Raw genomic sequence first — 22,019 nt, forward strand, 5'->3', positions numbered from 1 at the left:
GGACGGCCGGGCGCCGGGCTACACCACCGCCCCGCTGCCGTCGCGGGATCGGGGCGTCCGCGCCTTGGGCGGCTCGGGCGGCGGCTGCTTGCTGAACCTCTCCAGCTCGATCGCCAGCGGCCCGGCCACGAACGACGAGGAGGCGGTGCCGGCCACGATGCCGATGATGAGCGCGATGGCGAAGTCGCGCAGCGAGTCACCGCCGAAGACGGCCAGCGCGGCCAGGATGAACAGCGCGCCCAGGCCGGTGTTGACGGTACGCGGCACGGTCTGCAGGATCGCGCCGTTGACGACCTGCGCGAACGGCGCCTTGCGTTGCGCCGCCCACATCTCCCGCACCCGGTCGAACACCACCACCTTGTCGTTGACCGAGTAGCCGATGATGGTCAGCATCGCCGCCAGGAAGACGCCGTCGATCGGCTTGCCCAGCCAGGCGAAGGCACCGACCACGGCGGCCGTGTCCACCACCAGCGCCAGCACCGCGGCCGTGCCGAACGTCCACCTGAACCTGACCGCCAGGTACAGCAGCTGGGCGGCCAGGGCCACGCCCAGCGCGATGAGCGCGTTGCGGCGCAGCTCCTCGCCCAGGCTGGGGCCGATCAGCTCGTCGCGCTGCTTGTTCACCTCGCCCACCTCGGTGTCGAGCGCCTTCTCGATGGCGACCACGTCGTCGGAGGTGATCTGCCCGGTGCGCACCGAGATGGCGTCGCCCGACGACTGGACGACCGCCGTGGGATGCCCGGCGTCGGCCACGACCTGCCGGGCCGTCTCGGCGTCGACCGGTCGCTGGGTGGCGAACTCGACGATCCGGCCGCCGGTGAACTCGACCCCGAAGTTCAGGCCCTGGAAGGAGAGCCCGGCGACGGCGGTGGCGAGCACCGCGACGGAGATGGCCAGCCAGAGCCGGCCGCGCCGCATCAGGTCGAAGTTACGCCTGGTGATCCAGGTCCTGACCCGGCCGACGTCGCCGAGCCCCGACATGCGCGGGCCGACCCGGCTGATGATCAGCTGAGTGAGGGCCCGGGTGATGATCATCGCCGAGATCAGCGAGGCGATCACACCGATGGCCAGCGTCACGCCGAAGCCTCGTACCGGCCCAGAGGCCAGCCAGAACAGCAGGCCCGCCGCCACGAGCGTGGTGATGTTGGAGTCGGCGATGGCGCTCCAGGCGTTCTTGAACCCTCGGTCCAGGGCCGATCTCAGCCCCCGGCGGGACGATACGGCGTACTCCTCCCTGGCCCGCTCGAAGACCAGCACGTTGGCGTCCACCGCCATGCCGATGGCCAGCACGAAGCCGGCCAGACCCGGCAAGGTGAGCGTCGCCCCCAGGGCGACGAGCGCGGCGTAGGAGATCAGCCCGTACGCGCCCAGCGCGATCGCGGCCATCAGGCCGACCAGCCGGTAGATCGCGATGATGAACAGCGCCGTCAGGATCACTCCGGCGATGCCCGCCTTGGCGCTCGCCTCGATGGCCGCCGAGCCGAGCGTGGGACCGACGGTCCGCTGCTCGATCATCTCCAGCGGCACCGGCAGCGCGCCGCCCTTGACCAGGATGGCCAGGTTCTTCGCCTCCTCCGAGCTGAAGGAGCCGGTGATCTGCGTCGAGCCGCCGGGAATGCCGCCGCGGCAGGGCACGGACGGGTCGACCTGCGGCGAGGAGATGATCTCCTTGTCCAGCACGATCGCGACCCGGCGCTTGGGGTCGCCGACGGCCTCGCAGGCGGCGGCCCCGGTCAGCTTCTGCCAGGCGCCGGCCTCGCGGAAGTCGATGGTGACGAACCAGCCGGGCCCCATCTGGGGGTCGGTCGCCGCCGCGGCGTCGGTCACCCCGTCGCCGGTGATCGCGGCGGGGCCGAGCGAGAGCCGCTGCCCGGACTCGTCCGCCAGCGCCTCCTTGTCGTCCGGCTTCGCCTCGCCGGTGACCGGGTGGAAGGTGAGCTGCGCGGTCCGGCCGATCACCTCGGCGGCCTGGCGCGGGTCGAGCACGCCGGGCAGTTCCACGATGATCCGCTGCTCGCCCGACCGGACCAAGGTGGGGTCGACCACGCCGAGCGCGTCGGCCCGGCGCCGGAGCACGTCGAGAGCACGGTCGGTGGCCTCGGAGTCGGCCTTGACCGTCGGGGTGTCGCGGGTCTCGAAGACCAGCTGGGTGCCGCCGCGCAGGTCGAGGCCGAGGCGTGGCGACATGGTGAAAGCGATCAGAAATGCGGCGGCCACGATGACGCACGCGACCAGCGCGCGCCACAACGGCGCACGTGACATGGGAGCCTCCACGGGCTTCGGATGAGAAAGAGGACGTCAGAGCGTCGTGGAGGGTGGTGCGCGGGCGGGGGCGACCCGGTGGCCCGGCTGCGAGGGGAGGACCTCGCCGACGAGCCCGGCGGGCACGGACCGGAGGTCCCGCGCGTGCCAGGAGGTGACGGGCAGCACGGCGATGGCGCCCGCCACGGCGTGCCCGCCCGTGTGGGCGTGCATCCGGGGCACGCCGTCGTCCGGGATCAGGCCGCCGAACGCGAAGTCGTTCTGCCAGACCCCGATCGGAGCGGAGACGGCCTTGCCGTGACCGGCGGCGTCGGCGCTGTGGCCGCCCACGAGCGCGAACATGGACAGCAGGAGGAGAAGCGCGGCAGGCAGCCTGGTGCGCATGATCCCCTCCTCGACCGGTTCGGCCAACCGTACCCCGGCCGTCAATCTACCCGGGGTATTACCCACATGCCTTTCCGCGCGGGCTGGGCTATGGTCGAGCTCATGGGCAGGTCGTGGCAGGTTCCACGCCGGTCCACCGCCTTCTCGGTCGCGGTGGGCCTGCTCGTGCTGTCCATGTTCCTGACCGTCTCCACCCCGGCCTGGGCCGGGGGTGATCCCTCGCGCCGCTGGGCCGACCCGATCGGGTCCGGAGACTGGATCGCGCAGTCGTCGAGCATGCCGTCGGCCTTCGCCGGCGCGCGCGAGCACCTGCCCTCCCTGTGGCCGCCGCTCCGCCGCGGGTCGCGGCCGGAGGCGCCCCGCCTTCCGCTGCCGGCCGCCACGGGCGCCGACACCGGCTCGATCCGCAGCCCTCAGCAGTTCGCCTACCGTTCGGCCGACTCGCGCAGTCCTCCGCTGATCTGACCGTTTCCCGCATCTCTCCCTGCCCGCGCAGGCCCATGGCCCGCGGGCGCTCGCGCGTGCCCGCATCCGATCACCGGTGGGTCCCGCGAGCGTCCGCCCACGCGTGCTGCCCAGCCACGCGGCGCAGGTGACCACCGGCTGAGACGTACCTTCCGGAAGGACTTCACATGATCATCGAACTCAGCAGCATCCAGATCCAGACCCTGCGCGAGGAGCTGCGGGAGCAGCTGCGGCGCCGGGAGACCCAGCTGGACAGCCTCAAGTCGTCGGCGGACAGCGGCAACGGCGCCGACATGGGCTGGCAGGACCTGATGGCCGCCATCGCCGCCGCCGACCGGGCGATCAACGAGACCCAGCAGGCCCTCGACCGGCTGGACGACGGCAGCTACGGCCGCTGCGCCCACTGCGAAGCCGGCATTCCGTACGAGCGGCTGAAGATCCGCCCGCTGTCGCGCTACTGCATCACCTGCCAGCGGCGGCACGAAGCCGCCTGAGCGCGCCGCCCCCGGCCGCCCGTGAGCGGCGCGGCCGGGGGTCGGCGCGGAGATCGGCGCTTACCGGACCGTTCCTAGACCGTTTGCATGGACTACGCCTAGTCAGCGCAGGCAAGGCCTCAAGGCATCCGACTTCATTTGGGGTGTTCTGCGATGATCTCTGCCCGGCGTGTCCTCGGCCGGCTGGCCTACGGTTCCCGCTACGACCGCCTGCCCGTGGGGCAGCGCGTCTACGTACGTCCAGGCGAGCGGTTCGCCCGCCAGGTCCAGTGGCGGTGGCGGCTGCGCCGGACGCCGGTCCTGTCCCTGGAGGAGTACGCGGCGACGCGGGAGCTCGGTGAGATCGAGGAGTTCCTGAGCTGCATGCTGTGCGGTGAGCCGCGGCAGCAACCGCTGTTCGAGCCGAGGGGCGACAAGGGCTGGCACTACCACGTCGTCCGGTGCCCGTCGTGCGGATTCCTCTACCGCAATCCCAACGTCCGGCCCGAGCGGCTCGGCGATCTCTACTCCTCCGGTTACAGCGGCTTCCTGACCGGCGCCTACGCGGCCAATCGGCAGCGCCGCTACCAGCTGACCATGGAGGCGTTCTCACCCGTGCTCGACCAGGGCGAGGGGAGGCGGCTGCTCGACTTCGGCTCGGGGGTCGGGTTGTTCCTGGAGCTGGCCGAGCAGCGCGGGTTCGACGCGTGCGGGGTGGACCTGTCGCCCGACTCCGTCGAGCGGGCCAACGCGCGGCTCACCCGGGCGCGGGCCTACCACGGCGCGCCCGAGGACGTGCCGGAGATCGCGGCGGGCGGGTTCGACGTCATCACGCTCTGGTCGGTGCTCGCGCACCTGCCGAGGCCGCTCGACGACTTCCAGAAGTTCCGCGACCTGCTCGCGCCCGGCGGCGTGCTGCTCATCCTGACCGTCAACGCCCGGTCGCTGCAGCTCAAGGCGTACGGGTCGGCGTGGAGCGGCTTCACCAAGAATCACCTGATGTTCTACTCGTCCGAGACGCTGCCGACGCTGCTCCGCCGTACCGGATTCGCCGGGGTCGCGTACGCGCCGCACTACGGCGACACGATCGAGGCGGGCACCGCCCGGATGGCGGGGCCGCTGCAGTGGCGGCTGCGCCGCGCGGTGGACGCGACCGACGGCGGCAACATGATGCGCGCCCTGGCCTTCGCCGACGAGGAGGCGATCACCCGCTGGGGCGACGGGCTGAAGGTGCACCGGCTGCGGCGGGCCGGTCTGCCGCCCGTGTCGTCCGTGCCGCCCGCGCCGTCCGCGCCGGCGGGTCCGCGTGACCTGACCGACTCCAGCGAGATGGCCACCTGAGGGCGGCCGCCGGAGGACTCAGATCCGCAGCCGGTCGGCGGCGGGGCCGTGCCATTCGGTCAGCAGCACCGTGGCGTCGTCGTCGAGTTCGTCCTGGTGGTACTTCATGACGCTCTTGACCAGCCGCCGCAGGGTCTCGGGCACGGGCAGGCTGGCGGAGCTGTGGCGGATCATGAAGTCGATGAACCTGTGCAGGCCGAACTCCCGGCCGGCGCGGCCGCCCGCCTCGATGATGCCGTCGGTGAAGAACAGCACCCGGTCGCCCGGCTCCAGTTGTTCCTGGCAGAGGGCGAGGGGCAGGCCCAGGTCGAGCCCGAGCGGGTGGGAGGGCGGGCATTCCAGGACGGTGGCCCACCGGCCGCCGCGGATGACCACCGGCGGGTGGTGGCCGCGGTTGACCCAGGAGAGCAGGCCGGTGCGCACGTTCAGCTCGGCCATGATCGCGGTGACGTAGCGGGTCGTCCGCCCGAACTCCTCGATCAGCACCTGCTCGATCGCCTCGCTGTTGGCGACCAGCCCCATGTACTGGCGGCGGTGGTTGCGGCAGGCCGCCATGGCCAGGTTGGCGGTCAGCCCGGCGGCGACGTCGTGGCCCATGGCGTCGAAGACCGCCAGGTGCGCGACGTCGCCGGCCAGGGCGTAGTCGAAGGCGTCGCCGCCCACCTCGTAGGCCGGTTCCATGACCGCCGCGATCGTCACGTCCTCGGTGGCGAACGTCAGCGGCGGCGTCAGCTGCCACTGCATCTCGGCGGCGACGTGCATCGGCCGCGAACGCACCAGCCGGGCGTAGGTGTCGCTGCGCGTCCGCAGGCTGACCAGCATGAGCGCCACCAGGGAGGCCAGGTGCCGCATGACCTCCTCGACGCCGTCGTCCGGGTCGGCGACCCTGACCTGCAGCAGGCCGAGCCGTTCGGTGCCGTCGAGCAGCGGCACCCACCAGCCGGCCGGCCCCTGCTCCGTCGCCGGCATGGGAAGCACCCGCACCTCCTGGAACGCCCGCCCGGCCAGCGTGGCCTCGACCCGCAACTCGGCCGGTCGCTCCCCGAAGGTCTGCTGCGCGTCGCCGCCGCTCCCGGTCACCAGGCGCAGCAGGTGTTGCTGCAGGTCCACCAGGTAGACGCTCACCTCGTCGAGGCCCGCGAGCGCGGCGTGCTTCTGGACCAGCTCCGGAAGCTGTTCCAGCGAGGCCAGGTGGCTGTCGTCCAGTAGTCCGGTGAGCATGCGGAGCACGCCGTGGTCGGCGATCATCGCCTTGGTCCTCCCGGTGGTCGTCCGGCCTCCGTCCTCTACCCCGATCTGGAGACGTACCCTCCTGTGACACATCGTATGAAATATCCGTTTTGCTCCTATTCGAGAAGATAATGGCCGAATCTTTCCATCAAGCGATTGACCGGGAATCGGCCCGGCGACTACCTTCTGCGACATGACATCCGCCGACAACCGCGGCCAGGTCGCTCTCATCCTGAAGGTCGCCACACAACTGTTCGCGGCACTGGGCTACGACGGCACCTCCACCCGGGCGATCGCCGACGCGGCGGGCCTGAACATCGCCACCGTCAACTACCACATGGGCGGCAAGCGCGAGCTCTACCTGGCCGTGATGGAGCGCGCCCACCGGGCCGAACGGATGATGCTGGAGGCGTCGCTGTCCGACCTGTCGGGCACGAACCCCGTCCTGGCGATCCACCGGGTGGTCGACGACTACCTCGACTTCAGCGTGGAGAACCCCGAGGTCCCCGCGCTGTGGATGCACCGCTGGCTGTCCGACGCCAGCGACCTGACCGAGCTGGAACAGCAGTACGTGCAGCCGCTGATGTCCGCGGTGATGGAGGCGCTGCGGCCGGTGGTCGCGGCCGGCGTGATCGACTCCTCGGCCGACGTGGAGTACGCCGTGTGGACGGTCGTCTGGTGCGTCCACGGCTTCGCCAAGGGCGGCGTGCTGGACGAGCAGGGCAACCGTCACGGCACCGACGACCGGGTCGAGCTGCGCCGCTTCCGCGCCCACCTGCACCAGCTAGTGCACCGCATGCTCCGCCTGCCGGGCGACGCCCCGTGAGCGCGGAGCGGCTCGGCAGGGGCCGCTTACTCGGCTACGGCGCGGGCTCGGTCGGCACCGGCGTGTTCTCCGCCGTCCCCGGGCTGCTCCTCCTCTACTACCTGACCGACATGCTCGGCGTGCCCGCCGCCGTGGCCGGCGCCGTGCTGGTCGTGCCGAAGATCTGGGACGTGCTGCTCAACCCGCTCGTGGGCGCCGCCAGCGACCGCGAGGCCGTGCGCATGGGGAGGCGGACCCGGCTGATGCTGGCCGGGGCGGTCGGGCTGCCCCTGGCGTTCGCGCTGATGTTCGCGGTGCCTTCGGCTTCACCGCGCTGCCCGCGGTCCTCATGCTGCTCAGCCTGCCGTTCATCGTCCGGTACGGCCGGCTGACCGGAATTTCGAATGAAGGAGTACGAGTTAAGGAGAACGTGTGAATCTGCCCGAAACCGGCGCGACCGTCGAGGAGCTGCTGGCGGAGGTCGCCCGGCTCAAGGAGCACGACCTGCCCGTACGAGGCGGCCAGGTCACGGCCTACGTCTACGACACCGGGCGCGGCGAGGTGCACGAGGCGGCGGCCCGTGCCTACTTCGAGATGCTGGAGGTCAACTGCCTGGACCCGACCGCCTTCCCCAGCATCGTCGAGATGGAGAAGCAGGTCGTCGGCGCGGTGGCCGACCTGCTCGGCGGCGGCCACGGCATCTTCACCAGCGGCGGCACCGAGTCGATCATGCTGGCGGTGAAGGCGGCCCGCGACGCGGCCGGGCGTGAGCGGCCCAACCTGGTGCTGCCCGTCACCGCCCATCCCGCCTTCCACAAGGCGGCCCACTACCTCGGGGTGACCGTCCGCCCGGTGCCCGTGGACCTCGGCACCTACCGGGTGCCGGCGCTGGGGATCAAGGAGGCGATCGACGAGGACACCGTGCTGGTCGTCGCCTCCGCGCCCTCCTACCCGCAGGGCGTCGTGGACCCGATCGAGGAGGTGGCCGCCGTGGCCGCCGCCGCGAACGTGCCCTGCCACGTCGACGCGTGCGTGGGCGGCTGGCTGCTGCCGTGGCTGCGCGAGGCGGGAGCGGACGTGCCGCCGTTCGACCTGTCGGTGCCCGGTGTCACCTCGCTCTCCTGTGACCTGCACAAGTTCGGCTACGCCCCGAAGGGCGCCTCGGTGCTGCTGTTCGCCGACCCGGCGATGCGCCGCAAGGCGTACTTCGCGTCGGCCGCCTGGCCCGGTTACACGATCATCAACGCCACCGTGCAGAGCTCCCGGTCGGCCGGTCCGCTGGGCGGCGCCTGGGCCACCCTGCGCGCGCTGGGCAGGGAGGGTTACCTGGAGCTCGGCCGGTCCACGCTGCGGGCGGCCGCCCGGTTACGGGCGGGGATCGCCGAGATCCCTGGCCTGGAGGTGCTCGGCGAGCCGGACTCGTCGCTCATCGCCTTCCGGGGCACCGACGTCGACGTGTTCACGCTGGCCGACGAGGCCCGCGCCCGGGGCTGGTTCCTGCAGCCGCAGCTGTCCTACGCCGGCATTCCGGCCAACCTGCACATCACGGTGACCGGGGTGACGCTGGCCGGGGTCGAGGCGATGCTCCAGGTGATCGCCGAGTCGGCCGAGGCGGCCCGGTCGCGCGGCCCCGCCGAGCTGCCGGAGGGCCTGGTCGACCTGATCGCCGGGCTCGACCTGGAGTCCCTGGACGACGCCACCTTCGCCGAACTGGCCGCCTCCGTCGGCGTGGACCTCCGGCCGGGCGCCGGGCAGCCGGAGATGGCCGTGGTCAACGCCGTGCTCGACGCGCTGCCGGCGGCCACCCGCGAGGCGGTGCTGGTGAGATTCCTGTCCGTGATCTACCAGTAGGCGGGCGAGCGGATGGGTGGCCTCACCTCCGTGAGGTTCGGCCACCAACCCGCTTCGGGTGACGGTCAGGTGCGGCGCCAGCGCGACTCGCCGAAGCAGTAGCCGGCGAAGAGCACCAGGCCGAGGGCGATCAGCACCAGCAGCCACGGCCCGACCGGGGTGTCGGCGAACGCCCGGAGCGCGTGGTCCATGCCGCCGGCCTTGTCCGGGTCGTAGGTGATCGCCGCCTGGACGACGAAGATCCCGGCCAGCCCGGCGATCGCGCCGCGGGCGATGTAGCCGGCCATGCCGAGCCGCTCCATGACCGAGCGGGCGCGCGGCGACATCTGGCCGAGGTTGAGCTCCTCGAGGAACTTCTTCTTGATCCCCGAGTGGATCCAGTAGACGCCCACGCCGAGAACGGCGAGGCCGATGGCGCCGACGATCAGCTGGCCGCCCGGCAGTTCGAGCAGCTTGGCGGTCACGTCCTGCGACTTCTCGTCGTCGGACGTGGCCTTGCCGGACAGCAGCATCGACAGCAGCGTGAAGCAGACCAGCACGTACACACCGGTCCGGACGGCCGCCTCGGCGCGGTCAGCGGTCTTGAGACCGCCGAACAGCGCCTCCGTGGCCTGCCACAGCGCCAGGGCGGCGAAGCCCACCACCATGATCCACAGAATCACCTCCCCGAACGGCAGATCCGCCACGGCGGCGATCGCGCCGCCTTTGTCGGCCTGTTCCTTGCTGCCGCCGCCGATGGCGATCTGTACCGCCAGCACCCCGATCAGCGCGTACAGCACCCCGCGGCACGCCAGGCCGACCCTGGCGAGCCGGTCCAGTGCCGGATGGTCGGCTGCCCGGCGCGCCATGGACTGCGCCTGGCGCCCCGCCTGCTCCGCAGTGCTCACCGTTCCTCCTCAAGTGTCGGTCAAGGAATGGCAAAGTGCCCTGAAACAGACGTTGTACGCCTTCGCTGACCGCATCCGGCCGCTGACCACGACGGGAACCCTTTTCGGCAGCCGGCGGAAGGCGGAACGGCGGCGGGCTCGCCACCACGCGAAGGAGGGCGGCCACCGAGGTGACCGCCCTCCTCGGAGCCGGGATCAGCCGGCGGACTTCACCGCGACGCGGTCCGCCGCGGCGGCGGTGTCACGGGCCGGGATGGACCGGAGGTTGAAGGCGAACCTGGCGGTCGAGTCGGCGATCGCGTCGGCGTTGACGTCGAGCGCGGTCGCGTTGATGTTCGCGGTCGTGTCGCACGCCTGGTGGTAGCAGACGTCGTAGGCCACGCCCGCGGTCCCGCCGAACAGGGCGGCCTCCTCGGGCGTCTTGATGCCCTCGGCGCCGGTGAAGATGCCGCCGGAGGGGATGCCCACCGCGATGAACGGGCCGTAGTCGGAGCGGCCGTCGAAGTCGGTGCCGACGTGGGCCAGGCCGCGGCTGTCGAAGAAGGATTCGAGCTGCTTCTCGATCTGGGCCGATCCGGGCGGGCCGGCCGGGCTGCCGGCGCCGTCGGAGTCGTCGCCGTCGTACAGCTTGTAGGCGTAGTTGGGCGAGGCCACCATGTCGAAGTTCAGGTAGACCTTGATCCGGTCACGCTGTGCCTGGGTGAGCTCCTCGACGTACTGGTCGGAGCCGAGCAGGCCGATCTCCTCCGCGGCCCAGAAGGCGAACCGGACCTTGTTCTTGACCGGGTAGTGCTTCATCTGCAGGGCGGTCTCCAGGATGGCCGCGCTGCCGGAGCCGTTGTCGTTGATGCCGGGCCCCTCCGGGACGCTGTCGAGGTGGGCGCCCACCATCACGACCTTGCCCGGGTCGCCGCCACGGGTCTCGGCGATCACGTTGTGGTTGGTGCCGAGCTGGAGCGTGGCGTCGACCTTGAGGCGTACGGTCGTGCCCGGCGTGGCCGCCAGCTCGTTGCCCACCGCGAAGTCGGCGAAGACCATCGGCACGCCGGCCCGCCACTCGCCGATGTCCAGCGGGAAGGCGTCGGTGCGGCCCGGCTGGCCCTCGTTGAAGACGATGATGCCGGAGGCGCCGGCGAACCCGGCGTTGCGGATCTTGGCGGCGAACGCGCAGGTGCCCCGCTGGATGAGCGCGATGTTGCCCGGGACGAATCCCGCGAAGTCCGACGTCTCGCAACCACTGGTGGAGGTCGGCGTGGGTGTCGGCGGAAGGGTCAGGTCCACCCCCTGGACCTGCGCCGTCACGTCACCGGCGGGCGAGGGCTGGAAGGTGTGGAAGTCCTCGTTCGGGACGTAGGTCTTCTGTCCTGGGATCTCCAGGGTGGGCGGGTTGTTCTCGGTCCAGCCCTGGACGAAGTCGATCGCGTCGAGTGTGACCTTGTAGCCGGCCTTGCGCAGCTTGTCCGCCACGTAGTCGCGGGAAGCGTCGTAGCCGGGCGTCCCCGCCGCACGGGTGCCACCGTTGGCGTTGGCGATGGCCTGCAGGGCGTTCAGGTGCTTTGTCACGTTAGCGCCCTTGACCTGCTTCACCAGGAGCTTGGCGAAGACGTCGTCGACCGGGCCGGCACTGGCCGGAGTGGCCAGGGCCAGGGGAAGGGCGAGTGCCGCGAGCACGGCAGTGACGCCCTTCATCAGGGAAACGCGCATGTGGATCCTCCAACGACACCAAATGCGCTGCAAGATCCCCCGAGACAGCGCCTATTGGAACTTAACCCCACAATCAAGGCCCGCCTAGGGCCCAACCTGTGAGTGGTGACCGATGGACGAATCCCGAACACCATGACGAGCCGGACATCGGTGAGAAGTTCTTCCCCTCACCGATAGATCTGGCAAACCACCCCGGAGCAGATCAGAGCCACCGCACGGTCAGCCGACCACGCGGTAGTAGGTCAGCAACCGGCCGCCGTCGAGAATGTGGAAGGCCAGCGACGGCGCGACGTCGTAGTCGATGTCCTCGGCCAGGCTCGCGCCCGACTCCCACGGCAGCTTCAGACTGGAGACCACGCCCGGAGCCGCCCGCAGCGGACGCCCGCCGAAGTCGGAGGCGACCGCCGCGTGGCAGTGGCCGCACAGGACCGCCGCGATGTTCGGATGCCGTCCGACCAGCTCGGCGAGCCGGTCGGGCTCGCGCAGGCCGATGGGGTCGATGCCCCGGTGGTGCAGCACGATCGGCTGGTGGTGGAAGGCCACGATCACCGGGACGTCGGCCGGGGTGTCGTCGAGCACGCCGGCGAGCCAGTCGAGCGTCTCGTCGGCCAGATGCCCGGCGTCCTCGCCCGGGATGGTGGAGTCGCACAGCGCGTAGACGGCCTTGGGCGTGCGGTGCACCTGGTTGATCGGGGCCGTGCTGGGCGGCTCGCCCAGCAGCACCCGGCGGAACTCCGCCCGGTCGTCGTGGTTTCCGGGGCCCATGAACGTGGGGTGACGGAAGTCCAGCAGCTTGCGGGCCTCCTCGTACTCCGAGGCCCGGCCGTGGTCGGCGATGTCACCGGTGACCAGCACGGCGTCGAAGTCGTAGGGCAGGCCGTCGAGGAACTCGGCGACCCTGCGCGTCCGCTCGATGCTGCGCGGGGTGTCGTCGAGATGTGTGTCGCTGAGATGGGCAATCACGATCATGTCTAGATTTTTTCACCACCGGATCATCCGGCCAAGGTGCGCAGCTCACGCAGGTACTCGCGCAGCGGCTTCATCCCGGCCCCGGCCCGGCGCTCGTCCACGCGGGCCTCGTCCTCGATCGGCGTCCGCGGACGCCACTCGCCCTCGGGCGTCAGCTCCCACTGCGTGCCGTAGACCTGCGGGCGGCCCTCGGCGACCCGTACCCGGTCCTCCAGGAAGGCCAGCTCGCTCGGCTCGGCGTCGCCGTCGTCCACCGCCTTCCGCATCAGGACGAGCCCCCTGCGCTGGAAGGCGAGGTCGAGATCGGAGTGCTGGACCAGGGCCCACGCCGCCTTGGCGCCGTCCTCGCCGACCAGCGACCGGCCCGGCCAGCCGTACGTGTCGAGGATCTGCTTCATGCGCAGGGTGTTGGCCTCCTCGACCCGCCGCCACTGTTCCTCGGGCGCCTCCATGGTCCTGAACGCCTGGTCGCGGTCGAGCATCCGCAACAGCTCACTCCTCAGCCCCGGCTCGCGCGGTCCGGCGGCGCCGCATGCGGGGAGCATCGAGACCGCGGCGAACACCAGGAGCCATGACACCATCGCGCGCACGTCGAGCCCTCCTGCCCGCAAACCCCACCACGACCGTAGGCGAGGGGTCGCTCCCAGGGAATGCCCAGGTTTTCTGGGTAGCCTTCATCCGCATGACCTGGCAGACGAAGCTCAACTCGGCGCTCGGCAGATACGCGGGTGTCCGTTTCGAGCGGGTCAGGAAGGCTACTCCACCGCCCGAGAGCGCGGTCAGGCCGCCCGCGGATCCCGCCACCGACAGACTTCTCACCGAGCCGGTGTTCATCCTGTCACCCGTGCGCTCCGGCTCCACCCTGCTGCGCGCGATGCTCGACGCCCACCCGCTCCTGCACGCGCCGCACGAGCTCCACGTACGCCGCCTCAGCGTCGGCTTCGGCACCTCCCTGGCCCGCAAGGCCATGGAAGCGCTCGGCCACAACCAGGCCGACCTCGAACACCTGCTGTGGGACCGCGTGCTCCACCGCGAGCTGGTACGAAGCGGCAAGCAGTACATCGTGGACAAGACCCCCGCCAACTCCTTCGCCTACCAGCGCATCGCCACCTGCTGGCCCGACGCCCGCTTCGTCTTCCTGCTGCGTCACCCCGCCTCCATCGCCACCTCCTGGTACGAGGCCAGCCCCGACAAGCGCACCCGGGCCGAGGCCGCGGCCGACGCCCTGCGCTACATGAAGGCGGTGCAGCGGGCACGCAAGGGGCTGACCGGCCTGACCGTGCGCTACGAGAGCCTGACCACCGATCCCGAGCGCGAGACGCGGGCCATCTGCGAGTTCCTCTCCATTCCGTGGGCACCCGAGATGCTCGACTACGGGCAGCCGGGCGTCATCCGCAAGGGGCTGGGCGACTGGCAGGACAAGATCCGCTCGGGCACGGTGCAGCCCGGCCGCGATCTCCCTACGCCCGAGGAGATCCCCGAGATCCTCAAGCCGATGTGCCAAAGCTGGGGTTACCTGTGAAGATCCGCTATCTGCTGTTGCACGCGTACGGACTGGGCGGCACGATCCGCACGGTGTTCAACCAGGCGGGCGCGATGGCGGAGCTCGGCCACCAGGTGGAGATCGTCAGCGTCATCCGCCGGCGCAACGCCCCGCAGTTCGGCCTCGACTCCCGGGTGAAGATCGTGACGCTGGTCGACCAGCGTGAGCGGATCCTCGCCGACTCGCTGGGCCGCAAGGTGTGGCGGCGGCTGCGGGGCAAGATGGTCCCGTGGGGCGAGTTCGCCGCCGAATACTTCACCGAGCGGGTGGAGAAGGCGGTCATCGACTACGTGTCCGGCCTCGACGACGGCATCCTGGTGACCACCCGGCCGGCCCTCAACCTGATCTCCGCCCGCCGCACTCCCAAGGGCGTCATCAGGGTGGCGCAGGACCACATGAACCTGGCCGCCTATCCCGAGCCGGTCCGCAAGGAGATCGCCCGCTACTACGGCCGCTTCGACGCCGTGGTCGTGCTCACGAAGACCAACCAGCGCGAATACCGCGCGCTGCTGCCCCGCACGCCCGTCGTGCGCATCCCCAACGCCGTCCACCTTTCGCACGAGCCGTCCCGGCAGACCGACCCGATCGTGGTGACGGCCGGGCGGCTGGTCCGGCAGAAGGGCTACGACCTGCTCATCCCCGCGTTCGCCAGGGCAGCCGAGCGGCATCCCGGCTGGCAGTTGCGCATCTTCGGCTCGGGTCCGAAGAAGGACCACCTGGCCTCGCTCATCGAGGAGCACGAGATGGGCGACCGGATCCGGCTGATGGGGCGTACCGACCGGCTGGACAAGGAGCTCGCGAACGCGTCGATCTACGCGCTGTCGTCCCGCTTCGAGGGGCTGCCGATGGTGATGATCGAGGCGATGGGTCAGGGCCTGCCGGTGGCGGCGTTCGACTGCCCGACGGGCCCGGCCGACGTCCTGACGCCCGAGGTCGACGGGCTGCTCGTGCCGCCCGAGGACGTCGACGGGCTGGCCGCGGCCCTCGACCGGCTGATGGGCGACCGCGAGCTGCGCCTGCGCATCGGCGCGGCGGCCGCGCAGACCGCCCTGAACTACGCGCCCGACGTCATCATGCCGCTTTGGGAGGACCTTTTCTCCGAGCTTCTCTCCCGGGAGCCGATCATCGACACCCACTGGACCAGTTGACCGATCACAACGCCGCCGAGCTGGCCGTATGCTCGATATGTGCACTACTCAAGCGAAGTTATCTCCATTAACGGTAGACATCTGCATTTTTGAGGTTTTAGTACACTTTTGGGGAGACTCCTCTAAGAAACGGTGACCGCGACCATATGACGGCAACGCTGATCGACCCCGAAGTGGAGACGGCGAGACTGGCGGCGGTGCGCCGTTACCGGATTCTGGACATGCCACCCGACGGCACATTCGACCGGATCGCCCTGCTCGCCGCCCGGGTCTTCGACGTGCCCATGGCCTCGGTGACGATCGTGGGCGAGGACCACGTCTGGTTCAGGGCGCACACCGGCCTGCCCGAGGGGCTCTGCCAGATCCCCCGCCACCCCGGGCTCTGCGCGTCGGTGATCCTGCAGTCCGACCCCTACAGCGTGTCCGACGCCCTGACCGACCCGCGGACCGCCGCGAACCCCCTGGTGAGCCAGCTCGGCGTGCGCTTCTACGCCGCCGCCCCGATCATCACGGCCGACGGCCACCGGCTGGGCACCGTCAACGTGCTGGGCGACCAGCCGCGCGAGACCACCTTCCAGGAGATGCGGACCCTGACCGACCTCGCCGCCGTGGTGGCCGGTGAGCTGGAGCTGCGCCTGTCGGCCATGAACACGGTCGCCCTGGAACGCAGGCTGCGCGAGCAGGCCGAGGCCGAGCGCCGACGGCTGGAGCTGCTGACCTCGACGCTGCGCAGGGTGCTGCTGCCGCCGTCGCCGCCGAAGGTGCCGGGGCTCGACATCGCCACGCTCTACCACGTGGCCTCGGCCGACCAGGTGGGCGGCGACTTCTACGACGTCTTCCGCCTGGACGAGGACCGCTGGGCGTTCTTCCTCGGCGACGTGTGCGGCAAGGGCTCCGAGGCGGCCGTGGTGACCGCCCTGGCCCGGCACACCCTGCGCGCCGCCGCCGTCTACGACGGCGACCCGCGCGCCGCGCTGGCCAACCTGAACGCGGTGCTGCTCGACGAGTATCTCGGCGCCGACCCCTGCTACTGCACGGTCGTCTACGGCGTGCTCACGCCCGGCCGCGACGGGGTCGAGGTCAGCCTGGCCGGAGGCGGTCATCCGCCCGCCCTCGCGGTGCGGTCCAGCGGCGCCGTCGACGCCCTGCACACCGAGGGCGGCATGCTGGTCGGGCTGCTGCCCGAGGCCCACTTCGCCGTCGCGAACACGCGGCTGGAGCCCGGCGACGGGCTGCTCCTCTACACCGACGGGCTCACCGAGGCTCGGACCCGAGCCGGGCACATGTACGGTGAGGACAGCCTGATGGGTCTGGCCGCCAAACTCGCCGGGCAGTCCGCCGAGGCCATGGTGGAGCAGTTCGAGGACACTCTCTCGGCCTTCGGCCCCGGCCTGACCGACGACACGGCCGTCCTGGCCCTGACCGTACCTCCGATCGTGAAAAGGCACTCCCGGTGACCGCACCCGTTCACATGACGCAGGTCTCGGCCGACACCGGCGCGGGAGTCTGCGTCCTGTCCCTGACCGGCGAGCTCGACTACATCAACGCCGCGGAGCTTCGCTCCGACATCGAGGGCGTGCTCGCTCCAGAGCACCGCAACCTCGTGCTGGACCTGAGCGGCCTGGAGTTCTGCGACTCCACCGGCATCCGCGTCTTCCTCATCTTCCGCAAGCTCATGCTGGAACGCGGGGGCTCGATCGCCCTGGCCGGGCTCACCTCGCGGCTCGAACGCATCTTCCGGATGACCGGTCTGTCCCAGGCGTTCCCCTTGTACCCGAGCGCCGATCAGGCCACCGCCGCCGTCGCGGAGAGCGACTGAGCCGTCCCGGCGGCTCGCCGCCAAACCGGGACCCGGTACACCGCGATCGGCGCGCCCCGAAGGGCTATCGTTCGTCCATGGCGACCTACAGTCCAACACCGTTGCCCGACGCCCGGGGCACCAGATGTCGTGGCTGACCTACGCCTGCCAGCACCTCCCGGGCGTCACGGTGATCGCTGTGGGCGGCGACCTCGACGCCACCAACGCCGACCGGCTGGAGAGCTTCATCGACGAGTCGCGCCAGCGGCCCGACGACCATCTCGTGTTCGACATGACCGAGGTGTGCTTTCTCGACAGCTCGGGGTTAAGGGTGCTGCTCAACGCCTACACCCACTGTGTCCGGCACGGCGGCAGCATTCGCCTGGCCGCGCTCCGGCCGATGCCCGCCCGGATGGTGCAGATCACCCGGATCGACGCTCACCTGCCCGTGCACGCGACGGTCGAGGAGGCCCTGACCATCGTCCTCGCTCCGCCGGCCCCCGACAACGGCGGCAGCGTCGCCTGACCGCCCCTACGGCCACACCCCCGCTCCGGCGTGGATCTCCCCGGCCGGCTCGCCACGCGGCGCGAGCGGCGGCGTGTCCAGCCCGGCTCCGTCGTGCAGCCCCTCCATGAGCTCCTGTACGGCCTCGCCCGCCGTATGCCTCGGCGTCCACCCCAGCACGTCGCGGGCCCGGTCCATGTTCATGATCGGGATCTGCAGCACCAGCTCCAGCAACCCCGGCGCGGCGGGCAGCAGCCGCAGGTGCCAGCCCGCGGCCATCGCGCTCCTGGCCACCCAGGCGGAGACCGGCACCGTCCGGGCGCCGAGCAGCCGGGCCAGCTCGGCCGGGTCGAGCACCGGATCGGCCGCCAGGTTGAACGCCCCGCTCACCGGCCGCGTGACGGCCAGCCGGAAGGCCTCGCCCGCGTCGTCGGCGTGCAGGGCCTGCAGCCGAAGCCCCGGAATGTCGGGCACGAACGGGATCCGGCCGGGCCGGATCAGCCGCCGCGGCACGAGCGCGCCCGCGAACAGGCGGCGCTGCTCGGTCGCGGCCTCCCGCTTGAAGATGAAGCCGGGCCGCATCCGCACCACCCGGATGCCGGGATGGTCGTTCTCGAAGACGTCCAGCACCCGCTCGACGTAGGCCTTCTCGCGGCCGTACGCGGCACCCGGCCAGCCATGGGTCGGCCAGCTCTCGTCCACCGCGCGGTCCTTGGGCCCCGGCGAGTACGCGCCGACCGACGAGGCGTGCACCAGGGTGGGCACCCCCGTCTCGGCCACCGCCCGGAAGACGCGCATGCTGCCCAGCACGTTCGCCCGCCAGGTGACGGTGGCGTCCCTGGTCGGCTGGAAGAGCCAGGCGAGGTGCACCACCGCGTCGGCGCCGTCGAAGATCCGCGTCAGGTCGTCGGTGACCACGTCGGCGCGCCGCCACTCGGTACGTCCGCCGCGCCAGCTCGGCATCCGCCGGGCGACCCCCACGATGGAGGTCACCTCGCCGTCGGCCTCCAGCGCCCGCACCACACTGGTGCCGACGTTCCCCGTCGCCCCCACCACGACCACTTTCATGCGTCCCCCGCTGCCCCTGCTCAGTGGCCCGAAACCGGACGTTTCGCGTGTTGTCCCGATGGCCCCGCGGCGACCGGGATCCGCGTCAGGAACCCGCCGCCTTCTCCAGCAGGGACAGGTGGTCCTCCAGAGCGGGCAGCGCGGACTTGGCCAGCGCCACGACCTCCGGCGAGGAGCCCCGGTCGATCTCCTGCTTGGTGGCGGCGATCGCGACCTTGTGCGCCGCGGTCATCTGCGTGACGAACTCGCGGTCGAACTGGGCCGACGAGGCGTTCGCCAGCTTCTTGGCCTGCGCACGCTGGTCCTCGGACATGCCCTCCGGCAGCTTGACCCCCAGCTTGCCGGCGAGCTCCACGACCTGCTTGTCGAGCTCGCCGTGGTCCTTCACCAGCATCTCGCCGATCGACTTGACCTGCTGTGAGGTGCCCTTCTGCTCGGCCAGCCGGCCCGCCCCGATCTCGGCCAGGTTGCCCCGGTGGGTCTTCCGCAGCCACGTCTTGTCACGGTCGGAGGGCTGCACCGCGCTGGTGGCGGTCGGCGAGGAGGCCGCGAGGCCCGTGCCGGCGGTGGTGACGGAGCCGCCGCATCCTGCGGAGGCGGTGACGGCGAGGGCGGCGGCGAGCAGGCCCAGGTATGAGCGGCGCATGGACATGGGATCCCCATCGGTCTGAAGCAGGCGACGATCGACTACGACTAGGCACACTGCCTATACGCCGGGTAGTCGTCGCGTCCAGCGCTTCGGCCGCCTGCCGCATCTCTCATGGGCGGACGTTGGCGTTGGGACCACAGAGGTTGCCCTGGTCATGGACGCCCTTGACCGCCGTTCGCACGTCTCCGGCAACGTCGGCCGGAGCCGCTTTCGTCACCCGTCCGGACGCCCGGCGCCCCGCGCCGCGTGTGACTGCTGGGACCGATCATTACTCCAGTGACGCCAGAGGCTTTACACGCTCCGTATTGAATGAGTAACTACACGTAGCGAAATCTTTGCGGGAGGAGTGGTGTGCCATGACGGTCGGCTTCACGCACAACCTTGTGGGACCACGCATCGACGATCGGCTGGGCCGGTTCCTCGAGTCGTGGCGCGCCCCGGTCAGCGACCCCGACGTGGTGGCGGCCTACCAACTGCTGACCGGCTTCATCCTCAACGGCGGCAAGCGCATCCGGCCGCAGTTGTGCTACTGGGGCTGGCGCGGGGCCGGCGGCGACGACTGCGACGAGATCATCAGCGCGGCGGCGGCGCTGGAGCTGTGCCACGCCGGGCTGCTCATCCACGACGACATCATGGACGGCAGCGACCTGCGCCGCGGCCAGGCGACCGTCCACCGCAGCCTGTCGCGACTGCACGAGGGGCCGGGCGCCGAGAGTTTCGGCCAGGCCGGCGGCATCCTGCTCGGCACTCTCAGCCTGGCCTGGTCCGACGCCCTGCTGTCGTCCTGCGGGGTGGAGCCCGGGCGGCTGCGCGCCGCCCACCACCTGTTCGACGCCATGCGCAGCGAGGTCATCAGCGGTCAATACCTCGACATGCTGGCCCAGCTCAGATCCGGCTCCACCGTACGCGAGGCGCTCACGGTCATCCGCTACAAGACGGCCAAGTACACCGTCGAGCGCCCACTGCAGATCGGCGGCGCGCTGGCCGGCGCGTCGCCCGCGCTGCTCGACTCCTACTCCCGCTTCGGCCTGCCGCTCGGCGAGGCGTTCCAGCTCCGCGACGACGTGCTGGGCACGTTCGGCTCGTCGGCCGAGACGGGCAAGTCGGCGCTCGACGACCTGCGCGAGGGCAAGCACACGGTGCTGTTCGCGCACGCCGTGCAGCGGGCGACGCCCGTCCAGCAGGCCTACCTGCGCGCCTGGCACGGCCATCCCGAGCTGACCGAGGAGCACGCCGCCGAGTTGCGTCAGATCATCCGCGTGACCGGCGCGCTGGCCGAGGTCGAGGACATGATCGACGACCGCGTCCGGATGGCCACCGACGCGCTCGCGCTCGCGCCGCTCGCCCCCGAGGCGCGCAGCGCGCTCACCGTGCTCGCCGTCCAGCTCGCCCATCGCGATCGCTAGAAGGAGCAACCTCATCGCCCGAGCGCCCCCGGCGTCTCCACGCGCCCTGGAACGTTCCAGCAGTCCCCGGCCAGGCCCTACAGATCAAGATGGGTGATGCAGCATGACCGAAACGACCGAATCAACCGCGCCCAACGGCCAGCAGCAGCTCAGCCTCGGCACCGACGCCGCGCGCAATCTCGCCACGACCACCAAGACCCCTCCGCAGATGCAGGAGATCACCTCCCGCTGGCTGCTGAGACTGCTGCCATGGGTGCAGACCGCCGGTGGCGTCTTCCGGGTCAACCGCCGGCTCACCTACACCCTGGGCGACGGCCGCATCACGTTCACCACGACGGGCGCCGAGGTGCGGGTCATCCCCGCCGAGCTGACCGAGTTGCCCCCGCTGCGCGGCTTCGACGACATGGAGATCCTCGAAGCCCTCGCCGACCGCTTCACCCAGCGCGAGTGCGAGCCCGGCCAGGCGATCGTCGCCGAGGACGGCCCGGTCGACCAGCTCGTCCTGATCGCGCACGGCAAGGTGGTCAAGATCGGGCACGGCGCCTATGGCGACGAGCAGAGCCTCGGGGTGCTGGCCGACGGCGACTACCTCGGTGAGAGCCTGCTGACCGACCCCGGCCGCTTCGGCTTCACCGCGAAGGCGATGACCTCGTGCACCGTGCTCACGCTGTCCCGCCAGGACTTCCAGCAGATCCTCGACCGGTCGCCCGAGCTGCGCGAGCACCTCGACCGGCTGCGCGACTGCGGCGGCAAGGCCCAGAACGACTACGGCGAGGCCGCGATCGAGATGTCGTCCGGGCACTCCGGCGAGCCGACGCTCCCCGGCACGTTCGTCGACTACGAGTCGAGCCCCCGCGAATACGAGCTGAGCGTCGCGCAGACGATCCTGCGGGTCCACACCCGGGTCTCCGACCTCTACAACCAGCCGATGAGCCAGCTCGACCAGCAGCTCCGGCTGACCATCGAGGCGCTGCGCGAGCGGCAGGAGCACGAGCTGATCAACAGCCGCGACTTCGGCCTGCTGCACAACGCCGACTTCAGCCAGCGCATCCGCACCCGCACCGGCCCGCCCACCCCCGACGACCTCGACGACCTGCTGTCCAAGGTGTGGAAGGAGCCGGCCTTCTTCCTGGCCCACCCGCAGACCATCGCGGCCTTCGGCAGGGAGTGCTCCAAGCGTGGGCTCTACCCGCAGGCCAGCGAGGTCAACGGGCACCGGGTGCCGGCCTGGCGGGGGGTGCCGATCTTCCCCTGTAACAAGATCCCGGTCACCGACACCCGCACCAGCTCCATCCTGCTCATGCGCACCGGTCAGGAGAACCAGGGGGTCGTCGGCCTGCACCAGACGGGCATCCCCGACGAGTACCAACCGAGCCTTTCGGTCCGGTTCATGAACATCAACGAGCAGGCCGTCATGTCCTACCTCGTCACCGCCTACTTCTCGGCCGCCGTCCTGGTGCCCGACGCGCTCGGCGTCCTCGAGGACGTCGAGATCGGTCGCGAGGACTAGACAACCGGGGTCTGGAGATTG

22 protein-coding genes are annotated in these 22,019 nt (G+C 70.8%); 13 read left to right on the top strand and 9 right to left on the bottom strand.

The features are described from left to right. Positions 1-18: 18 nt before the first annotated feature. On the bottom strand, positions 19-2,262 hold the full coding sequence (secD, locus tag IEY82_RS01695; RefSeq protein WP_189122128.1) for a protein translocase subunit SecD: 2,244 nt from the start codon (positions 2,260-2,262) through the stop codon (positions 19-21). A 36-nt stretch (positions 2,263-2,298) separates the two neighbouring features. Further along, on the bottom strand, positions 2,299-2,646 hold the full coding sequence (locus IEY82_RS01700; protein ID WP_189122129.1) for a hypothetical protein: 348 nt from the start codon (positions 2,644-2,646) through the stop codon (positions 2,299-2,301). 102 nt (positions 2,647-2,748) lie between these two features. On the opposite strand from IEY82_RS01700, the gene IEY82_RS01705 reads away from it, so the two are divergent. The 3 genes from IEY82_RS01705 (at position 2,749) to IEY82_RS01715 (ending at position 4,925) form a co-directional block, all read left to right on the top strand. Beyond that, positions 2,749-3,111: a hypothetical protein gene (locus tag IEY82_RS01705; protein WP_189122130.1), complete on the top strand. Its 363-nt coding sequence runs from the start codon at positions 2,749-2,751 to the stop codon at positions 3,109-3,111. Positions 3,112-3,278: 167 nt separating this feature from the next. Further along, complete coding sequence (locus IEY82_RS01710; RefSeq protein WP_189122131.1) at positions 3,279-3,605, top strand: TraR/DksA family transcriptional regulator; 327 nt, start codon at positions 3,279-3,281, stop codon at positions 3,603-3,605. Positions 3,606-3,758: 153 nt separating this feature from the next. Then, positions 3,759-4,925 (top strand): class I SAM-dependent methyltransferase, encoded by a 1,167-nt coding sequence (locus IEY82_RS01715; protein ID WP_189122132.1) that lies wholly within the window; start codon positions 3,759-3,761, stop codon positions 4,923-4,925. Between the two features lie 18 nt (positions 4,926-4,943). Here IEY82_RS01715 and IEY82_RS01720 read toward each other — a convergent pair whose 3' ends face one another. Continuing rightward, the gene (locus IEY82_RS01720) at positions 4,944-6,173 is read right to left on the bottom strand and encodes a PP2C family protein-serine/threonine phosphatase (protein ID WP_225261993.1); all 1,230 of its coding nucleotides are present in this window, start codon (positions 6,171-6,173) and stop codon (positions 4,944-4,946) included. Between the two features lie 175 nt (positions 6,174-6,348). On the opposite strand from IEY82_RS01720, the gene IEY82_RS01725 reads away from it, so the two are divergent. The 3 genes from IEY82_RS01725 to IEY82_RS01735 are packed head-to-tail and all read left to right on the top strand — an operon-like array spanning position 6,349 to position 8,811. After that, the gene (locus tag IEY82_RS01725) at positions 6,349-6,981 is read left to right on the top strand and encodes a TetR/AcrR family transcriptional regulator (protein ID WP_189122133.1); all 633 of its coding nucleotides are present in this window, start codon (positions 6,349-6,351) and stop codon (positions 6,979-6,981) included. Beyond that, positions 6,978-7,352, top strand: a complete 375-nt coding sequence (locus IEY82_RS01730; RefSeq protein WP_372459670.1) for an MFS transporter — start codon at positions 6,978-6,980, stop codon at positions 7,350-7,352. Before IEY82_RS01725 ends, IEY82_RS01730 begins: the two co-directional genes overlap by 4 nt. Positions 7,353-7,392: 40 nt before the next feature. Next, the gene (locus IEY82_RS01735) at positions 7,393-8,811 is read left to right on the top strand and encodes a pyridoxal phosphate-dependent decarboxylase family protein (protein ID WP_189122134.1); all 1,419 of its coding nucleotides are present in this window, start codon (positions 7,393-7,395) and stop codon (positions 8,809-8,811) included. A gap of 65 nt (positions 8,812-8,876) precedes the next feature. On the opposite strand, the gene IEY82_RS01740 is transcribed toward IEY82_RS01735, so the two are convergent. The 4 genes from IEY82_RS01740 to IEY82_RS01755 form a co-directional block, all read right to left on the bottom strand. Continuing rightward, positions 8,877-9,698, bottom strand: coding sequence for a DUF1206 domain-containing protein (locus IEY82_RS01740; RefSeq protein ID WP_225261995.1), 822 nt, complete (start codon positions 9,696-9,698; stop codon positions 8,877-8,879). A gap of 195 nt (positions 9,699-9,893) precedes the next feature. Further along, entirely contained in the window at positions 9,894-11,402 is a 1,509-nt protein-coding gene (locus IEY82_RS01745; RefSeq protein ID WP_189122135.1) for a M28 family metallopeptidase, read from the bottom strand. 219 nt (positions 11,403-11,621) lie between these two features. After that, positions 11,622-12,371: a metallophosphoesterase gene (locus IEY82_RS01750; protein ID WP_189122136.1), complete on the bottom strand. Its 750-nt coding sequence runs from the start codon at positions 12,369-12,371 to the stop codon at positions 11,622-11,624. Positions 12,372-12,394: 23 nt separating this feature from the next. Beyond that, a complete protein-coding gene (locus IEY82_RS01755) occupies positions 12,395-12,952 on the bottom strand; it encodes a DUF6624 domain-containing protein (RefSeq protein WP_308015909.1) in 558 nt (185 codons plus the stop codon). 101 nt (positions 12,953-13,053) lie between these two features. Here IEY82_RS01755 and IEY82_RS01760 point away from each other — a divergent pair, with 101 nt between their 5' ends. The 5 genes from IEY82_RS01760 (at position 13,054) to IEY82_RS01780 (ending at position 17,386) form a co-directional block, all read left to right on the top strand. Further along, the gene (locus IEY82_RS01760) at positions 13,054-13,893 is read left to right on the top strand and encodes a sulfotransferase family protein (protein WP_189122137.1); all 840 of its coding nucleotides are present in this window, start codon (positions 13,054-13,056) and stop codon (positions 13,891-13,893) included. Then, complete coding sequence (locus IEY82_RS01765) at positions 13,890-15,062, top strand: glycosyltransferase family 4 protein (RefSeq protein WP_189122138.1); 1,173 nt, start codon at positions 13,890-13,892, stop codon at positions 15,060-15,062. Before IEY82_RS01760 ends, IEY82_RS01765 begins: the two co-directional genes overlap by 4 nt. A 146-nt stretch (positions 15,063-15,208) precedes the next feature. Beyond that, positions 15,209-16,519, top strand: a complete 1,311-nt coding sequence (locus IEY82_RS01770) for a PP2C family protein-serine/threonine phosphatase (RefSeq protein WP_189122139.1) — start codon at positions 15,209-15,211, stop codon at positions 16,517-16,519. After that, a complete protein-coding gene (locus IEY82_RS01775; RefSeq protein ID WP_225261999.1) occupies positions 16,516-16,881 on the top strand; it encodes an STAS domain-containing protein in 366 nt (121 codons plus the stop codon). The genes IEY82_RS01770 and IEY82_RS01775 overlap by 4 nt, the downstream gene beginning before the upstream one ends. 124 nt (positions 16,882-17,005) lie before the next feature. Then, a complete protein-coding gene (locus IEY82_RS01780; protein WP_189122140.1) occupies positions 17,006-17,386 on the top strand; it encodes an STAS domain-containing protein in 381 nt (126 codons plus the stop codon). 6 nt (positions 17,387-17,392) lie between these two features. Here the strand turns inward: IEY82_RS01780 and IEY82_RS01785 are convergent, their stop codons facing one another. After that, positions 17,393-18,433, bottom strand: a complete 1,041-nt coding sequence (locus IEY82_RS01785; RefSeq protein WP_189122141.1) for an NAD-dependent epimerase/dehydratase family protein — start codon at positions 18,431-18,433, stop codon at positions 17,393-17,395. Between the two features lie 85 nt (positions 18,434-18,518). Beyond that, on the bottom strand, positions 18,519-19,079 hold the full coding sequence (locus tag IEY82_RS01790) for a DUF4142 domain-containing protein (RefSeq protein WP_189122142.1): 561 nt from the start codon (positions 19,077-19,079) through the stop codon (positions 18,519-18,521). A 359-nt stretch (positions 19,080-19,438) separates the two neighbouring features. On the opposite strand from IEY82_RS01790, the gene IEY82_RS01795 reads away from it, so the two are divergent. Next, positions 19,439-20,488 (top strand): polyprenyl synthetase family protein, encoded by a 1,050-nt coding sequence (locus IEY82_RS01795; protein ID WP_189122143.1) that lies wholly within the window; start codon positions 19,439-19,441, stop codon positions 20,486-20,488. Positions 20,489-20,591: 103 nt separating this feature from the next. After that, positions 20,592-21,998, top strand: coding sequence for a family 2B encapsulin nanocompartment shell protein (locus IEY82_RS01800; protein ID WP_189122144.1), 1,407 nt, complete (start codon positions 20,592-20,594; stop codon positions 21,996-21,998). Positions 21,999-22,019: the final 21 nt, after the last annotated feature.

This window comes from Nonomuraea cavernae, from assembly GCF_014646355.1.
GTDB lineage: Bacteria > Actinomycetota > Actinomycetes > Streptosporangiales > Streptosporangiaceae > Nonomuraea > Nonomuraea cavernae.